The sequence below is a fragment of the Pseudomonas sp. GM74 genome, assembly GCF_000282455.1.
Classification (GTDB): Bacteria; Pseudomonadota; Gammaproteobacteria; order Pseudomonadales; family Pseudomonadaceae; genus Aquipseudomonas.
On record NZ_AKJG01000177.1, the window covers coordinates 1 to 6,010 of the forward strand.

The 6,010-nt window shown below is 62.0% G+C and carries 5 protein-coding genes; 3 read left to right on the top strand and 2 right to left on the bottom strand.

The genetic code is table 11. The features are described from left to right. A partial coding sequence (gene bioF, locus PMI34_RS00070) for an 8-amino-7-oxononanoate synthase (protein ID WP_008054311.1) occupies window positions 1-1,074 on the bottom strand: 1,074 nt, incomplete at its 3' end. A gap of 173 nt (window positions 1,075-1,247) precedes the next feature. Then, window positions 1,248-2,303: a biotin synthase BioB gene (gene bioB, locus PMI34_RS00065; RefSeq protein WP_008054312.1), complete on the bottom strand. Its 1,056-nt coding sequence runs from the start codon at window positions 2,301-2,303 to the stop codon at window positions 1,248-1,250. A 93-nt stretch (window positions 2,304-2,396) separates the two neighbouring features. On the opposite strand from bioB, the gene PMI34_RS00060 reads away from it, so the two are divergent. The 3 genes from PMI34_RS00060 to PMI34_RS00050 all read left to right on the top strand — a co-directional run bounded on the left by PMI34_RS00060 (window position 2,397) and on the right by PMI34_RS00050 (window position 5,943). Further along, window positions 2,397-3,137, top strand: coding sequence for a ComF family protein (locus tag PMI34_RS00060; RefSeq protein ID WP_008054313.1), 741 nt, complete (start codon window positions 2,397-2,399; stop codon window positions 3,135-3,137). Window positions 3,138-3,209: 72 nt separating this feature from the next. Further along, entirely contained in the window at window positions 3,210-3,974 is a 765-nt protein-coding gene (locus tag PMI34_RS00055; RefSeq protein WP_008054314.1) for a TOBE domain-containing protein, read from the top strand. Window positions 3,975-4,041: 67 nt separating this feature from the next. Beyond that, window positions 4,042-5,943, top strand: a complete 1,902-nt coding sequence (locus PMI34_RS00050; RefSeq protein WP_008054315.1) for a PhoX family protein — start codon at window positions 4,042-4,044, stop codon at window positions 5,941-5,943. Window positions 5,944-6,010: the final 67 nt, after the last annotated feature.

Genomic DNA, 6,010 nt, shown 5'->3' on the forward strand with positions numbered 1-6,010 from the left:
CAGCCGGGCCCTGCCGGCGGGTACGGTCGGTGGGCGAATCGCGGTCACCATCAGCCCGCGTTCGCGCAGCATCTGCGAAAGACGCACCGCGCGCCCCGCATCACCGACCATGATCGGCTGGATTGGCGTGAAGCTGTCCATGAGTTCCAGGCCAATCTGTTCGGCACCGTGGCGGAACTGGCGGATCAGCGTCTGCAAATGCTCGCGGCGCCAGTGTTCGCTGCGCAGCAGTTCCAGGCTTTTCAACGTGGCGCACGCCAGCGCAGGCGGCTGGCTGGTGGTGTAGATGTAGGGACGGGCGAACTGGATCAGGCTTTCGATCAGCTCTTCGCTGCCGGCGACAAAGGCACCCGCCGTACCGAACGCCTTGCCGAGGGTGCCAACCAGCACCGGAACGTCATCCTGGCTCAAGCCGAAGTGTTCGACGATGCCGCCACCGTTGGTACCCAGCGGTCCAAAACCGTGGGCATCGTCGACCATCAACCAGGCACCTTTGGCCTTGGCCTCTCGAGCCAGCGCAGGCAAGTCGGCGATATCACCGTCCATGCTGAACACGCCGTCGGTGACCACCAACGTATTGCCGGTGGCTTTTTCCAGGCGTTTGGCCAGGCTCATCGGGTCGTTGTGCAGGTAGCGATTGAACCGCGCGCCGGACAACAGCCCCGCGTCGAGCAGCGACGCATGATTGAGCCGGTCTTCAAGCACCGTATCACCCTGCCCCACCAGCGCCGTGACTGCACCGAGGTTGGCCATGTAGCCGGTGGTGAACAGCAACGCGCGCGGGCGACCGGTCAGGTCGGCCAACGCCTCTTCCAGGGCATGGTGCGGGGAGCTATGGCCAATGACCAGATGTGATGCCCCTCCACCCACCCCCCACTTCGAAGCGCCAGCGCGCCAGGCTTCGATCACTTGCGGATGATTGGCCAGGCCCAGGTAGTCGTTGTTACAGAACGCCAGCAACGGCTGGCCATCGACCACCACTTGCGGCCCCTGCGGGCTTTCGAGCAGCGGGCGCTGGCGGTAGAGGTTTTCGGCACGACGGGCGGCAAGGCGTGCGGCGAGATCGAAAGACATGCAGGCCTCGAAGTTCAGATCACCGAAATCAAAATGAATGCGATCCCTGTGGGAGCGAGCTTGCTCGCGATGGCGGCTTCACATTCAACATTGATGTCGACGGACCTGACGCTATCGCGAGCAAGCTCGCTCCCACAGGGGTTTTGCATTCATTCAGTGGACGCAGTGGTTGCTCAAACCGCCGCGTTATAGAACTGCTCGCTGCTCTTCTGCTCCACCAGCGCCTGCTCGATCGCCGCCTGATGCACTTCATCGGCGTGCTCTTCGCGGGCTTCCGGCAGGATCCCCAAGCGCCCGAACAGTTGCATGTCCTTGTCGGCCTGCGGGTTGGCGGTGGTCAGCAGTTTTTCGCCGTAGAAAATCGAGTTGGCACCGGCGAAGAACGCCAGGGCCTGCATCTGCTCGTTCATGGCTTCGCGGCCGGCGGACAGGCGCACGTGGGATTGCGGCATCAGGATGCGCGCGACCGCAAGCATGCGGATGAAGTCGAACGGGTCGACGTCGTCGGCATTTTCCAGCGGCGTACCGGCGACTTTCACCAACATGTTGATCGGCACCGACTCCGGATGCTCCGGCAGGTTGGCCAGCTGGATCAGCAGGTTGGCGCGGTCGTCCAGCGACTCGCCCATGCCGAGGATGCCACCGGAACAGATCTTCATCCCCGACTCACGCACATAGGCCAGGGTTTGCAGGCGCTCGCTGTAGGTGCGGGTAGTGATGATGCTGCCGTAGAACTCCGGCGACGTATCGAGGTTGTGGTTGTAGTAGTCGAGGCCGGCCTTGGCCAGCGCTTCGGTCTGGTCCTGATCCAGGCGACCGAGGGTCATGCAGGTTTCCAGGCCAAGGGCTTTCACCCCTTCAACCATCTTCAGCACGTAGGGCATGTCCTTGGCCGACGGATGCTTCCACGCCGCGCCCATGCAGAAACGGGTCGAACCGATGGCCTTGGCGCGAGCGGCCTCTTCGAGGACCTTCTGCACTTCCATCAGTTTTTCTTTTTCCAGGCCGGTGTTGTAGTGACCGGACTGCGGACAATATTTGCAATCTTCCGGGCAGGCGCCGGTTTTGATCGACAGCAGGGTCGACACCTGGACGCGGTTGGCGTCGAAATGCGCACGGTGCACCGTCTGCGCCTGGAACAACAGGTCATTGAATGGCTGAACGAAGAGTGCTTTGACTTCGGCCAAAGTCCAGTCATGACGCAGGGTTGCAGTGGTGCTGGCACTCATGGGCGTTTCCTTTGAATTATGCTTTGGCAGGCGGCTGGCTAATGGAATTTCACAGTCGCTTCACAGATGTTTCGGCATATTTAAGGAAGAGCGATGCGCTGTCAACCACGATACGAAGGACCGGTTTACATCTGGTTAAAAAACAAACAATCATGTCTTTTGTGCGATGAACCGGCCGACGGCGTCCCACCTGTCTGCACGGCCTGCGAAATCGAACTGCCCTGGCTCGGCGATCACTGTCTGACCTGCGCCCTGCCGCTTCCGGCCACGGGCCTCACCTGCGGCCATTGCCTGAAGCAGCCACCGTCCTTCGAACAAGTGATTGCGCCCTGGACCTACAGCTTTCCGGTAGACAGCCTGATCACCCGCTTCAAACACAACGCAAAATGGCCGTTTGGCCGCCTGCTCGCCGAACTTCTCGCTCAATACCTGCAACATCGCTTCGAAGACGATCTGCTGCGCCCCGATGCGCTGATCCCGGTGCCGCTGGCCACCAGACGCCTGCGCCAACGCGGGTTCAATCAGGCAGCGATGCTGGCTCACTGGTTAAGTGCGAGTCTCGATATACCTTGCGACGAACGGTTGCTGCTACGCACCCAGGACACCGACGCCCAACAGGCCTTGAACGCCCAAGCCCGCCGAAAAAACCTGCACAATGCTTTCGCCCTGGCACCCGGCGCCGTCGTCAAAGGCCAGCACCTGGCCCTGGTCGACGACGTACTGACCACCGGTGCCACGGCCCAGGCCCTGGCTCGCCTGCTGATGGACGCCGGGGCGGCGAGGGTCGACGTCTATTGCCTGGCCCGTACGCCCAAACCCGGCGAGACACCCTGACTTGACTCGCGCGGCCCAAGCGGCCAACGTCCTCACCATCCTCACCATCGTCACCACCCAAAGCGACTTGTCATGTCTTTGCCAACCTTGCTGTCCCAGCACATTGTCCGCCGTCCGCAGCGCATCGCCCTGTTGCAGCACATCGCCGAACAAGGCTCGATCACCCGCGCGGCCAAAAGCGCGGGCCTGAGCTACAAGGCCGCCTGGGATGCGATCGATGAGCTGAACAACCTGGCGCAGAAGCCGTTGGTGGAGCGGATTGTCGGCGGCAAGGGCGGCGGTGGCGCGCGCCTGTCCAACGAAGGTGAGCGGGTGCTGCGCCTGTACCAGAAGCTGCAAGCCTTGCAGGCCCAGGTGCTGGAAGCTGCTGAAGACGCGAGCGACCTGGATCTGCTCGGGCGCCTGATGCTGCGCACCAGCGCGCGCAATCAGTTGCATGGCAAGGTGGTGGCGATCGAACCTCAGGGGCGCAACGACCTGATTCGCCTCGAAGTCGCCGAAGGCTTGATCGTCGATGCGCAAATCACCCACGACAGCACCGAGCGCCTGGAACTGCAAATCGGCAGCGAAGTCGTGGCATTGATCAAGGCCGGCTGGCTCGATGTGCTGGAAATTGATTCCGACGAAACGCCTGGAAACAATTGCTTGAAAGGCACCATCGAGAAGATTCTCGACGCCGACGACAGCCCCAGCGAAGTGCGCATCACCCTGCCCAACGGTCTGACCCTGTGCGCCTTGGCCGAACCGAGTCATCTGCAAGCATCGGGGCTGACCTGCGGCAAACCGGTGCGCGTCGAGTTCTCGCCGTCCCGGGTTCTGCTGGGAACACCACTGTAAGCAGAACTGCAACAAAAGGTTCATTACTCATCTTTAAGGTGTCTGCAAAATCCGCAGGGAGCCTGAAATGAGCCTATTAGAAGAAAACCAATCCACCGACCTCGAAACCATGGTCGGCCTCAGCCGTCGCGGCTTCATCAGCGCGGGTGCCCTGTGCGGCGCTGCGATGTTCCTCGGCGGCAATCTGCTGAGCCGCAGCGTGATGGCCGCCAGTGTCAGCGCCGGCAACAGCCAGTTGCTGGGCTTCGACAGCATTGCCGCCGCCACCAGCGACACAATCACCCTGCCACCGGGCTACAAGTCCTCGGTGCTGATCAGCTGGGGCCAGCCTCTGCACAAGGACGGTCCGGCGTTCGACCCGAGCGGCAACGGCAGCGCCGAACATCAGGAAGTCCAGTTCGGCGACAACAACGACGGCATGAGCCTGTTCGAATTTCCGGGCGAAAAGGACCGGGCGCTGATGGCGATCAACAACGAATACACCAACTACCGCTACCTCTACGCCCACGGCGGCATGCCGCAATCGGCGCAAGAAGTGCGCAAGGCGCTGGCCAGTGAAGGTGTGTCGGTGATTGAAGTGCAGCGCAAGAACGGCCAATGGCAATTCGTCCAGGGCTCGCGCTACAACCGCCGCATTCATGGCAACGCCCCCATCACCCTGAGCGGCCCGGCCGCCGGGCATGCCCTGCTCAAAACCAGCGCCGATCCCCACGGCAAGAACGTCCTGGGCACGTTCCAGAACTGCGCCAACGGCAAGACGCCGTGGGGCACCTACCTGACCTGTGAAGAGAACTTCACCGACTGCTTCGGCAGCAGCAACGCCGAGCAGAAATTCGACCCGGCGCAAAAACGCTATGGCGTGGTGGCCACCAGCAAAGAGATTAACTGGCACCCGCACGACGAGCGCTTCGACATGGCCAAGAACCCCAACGAGCTCAACCGTCACGGCTGGGTGGTGGAGATCGATCCGTTCGATCCGAAATCGACGCCGGTCAAACGCACGGCACTGGGCCGCTTCAAACACGAAAACGCCGCCCTGGCCGAAACCGCCGACGGTCATGCCGTGGTGTACATGGGTGACGATGAGCGCGGTGAGTTCATCTACAAATTCGTCAGCCGCGACAAGATCGACCACAAGAACCCCAAGGCCAACCGCGACATTCTCGACCACGGCACCCTGTACGTGGCGCGTTTCGATGCCGGTGACGGCAACGTCGATCACCCGAAAGGCCAGGGTGAGTGGATCGAACTGACCCACGGTAAAAACGGCATCGACGCCAGCAGCGGTTTTGCCGATCAGGCCGAAGTGCTGATTCACGCCCGTCTCGCCGCCAGTGTGGTGAAGGCCACGCGCATGGACCGCCCGGAATGGATCGTGGTCAGCCCCAAGGATGGCCAGGTCTACTGCACGCTGACCAACAACGCCAAACGCGGCGAAGACGGGCAACCGGTGGGCGGGCCGAACCCACGCGAGAAGAACGTCTACGGGCAGATCCTGCGCTGGCGCACCGAGCGTGACGATCACGGCTCGAAAACCTTTGCCTGGGACCTGTTCGTCGTCGCCGGCAATCCGGGGGTTCACGCCGGCACACCAAAAGGCGGATCGTCGAACATCACGCCGCAGAACATGTTCAACAGCCCGGACGGCCTGGGCTTCGACAAGGCCGGACGCTTGTGGATTCTCACCGACGGCGATTCGAGCAATGCCGGAGACTTTGCCGGCATGGGCAACAACCAAATGCTCTGTGCCGACCCGGCAACCGGCGAGATTCGCCGCTTCATGGTTGGCCCGGTAGGTTGTGAAGTGACGGGGATCAGCTTCGCGCCGGACCAGAAAACCTTGTTTGTCGGGATTCAGCATCCGGGTGAAAACGGCGGCTCGACCTTCCCCGAGCATCTACCCAATGGCAAGCCGCGGTCTTCGGTGATGGCGATTTCGCGGGAAGATGGCGGGATCGTCGGCGCCTGATCCGGCCTCTTCGCGGGCAAGCCCGCTCCCACAGGGATTCATGTAGTCCTTGTGGGAGCGGGCTTGC

Bases quoted from the DNA above. Each gene is read 5' to 3' on its own strand.
- bioB (WP_008054312.1), bottom strand. From the start codon at position 2,303: ATGAGTGCCAGCACCACTGCAACCCTGCGTCATGACTGGACTTTGGCC.
- PMI34_RS00060 (WP_008054313.1), top strand. From the start codon at position 2,397: ATGCGCTGTCAACCACGATACGAAGGACCGGTTTACATCTGGTTAAAA.
- PMI34_RS00055 (WP_008054314.1), top strand. From the start codon at position 3,210: ATGTCTTTGCCAACCTTGCTGTCCCAGCACATTGTCCGCCGTCCGCAG.
- PMI34_RS00050 (WP_008054315.1), top strand. From the start codon at position 4,042: ATGAGCCTATTAGAAGAAAACCAATCCACCGACCTCGAAACCATGGTC.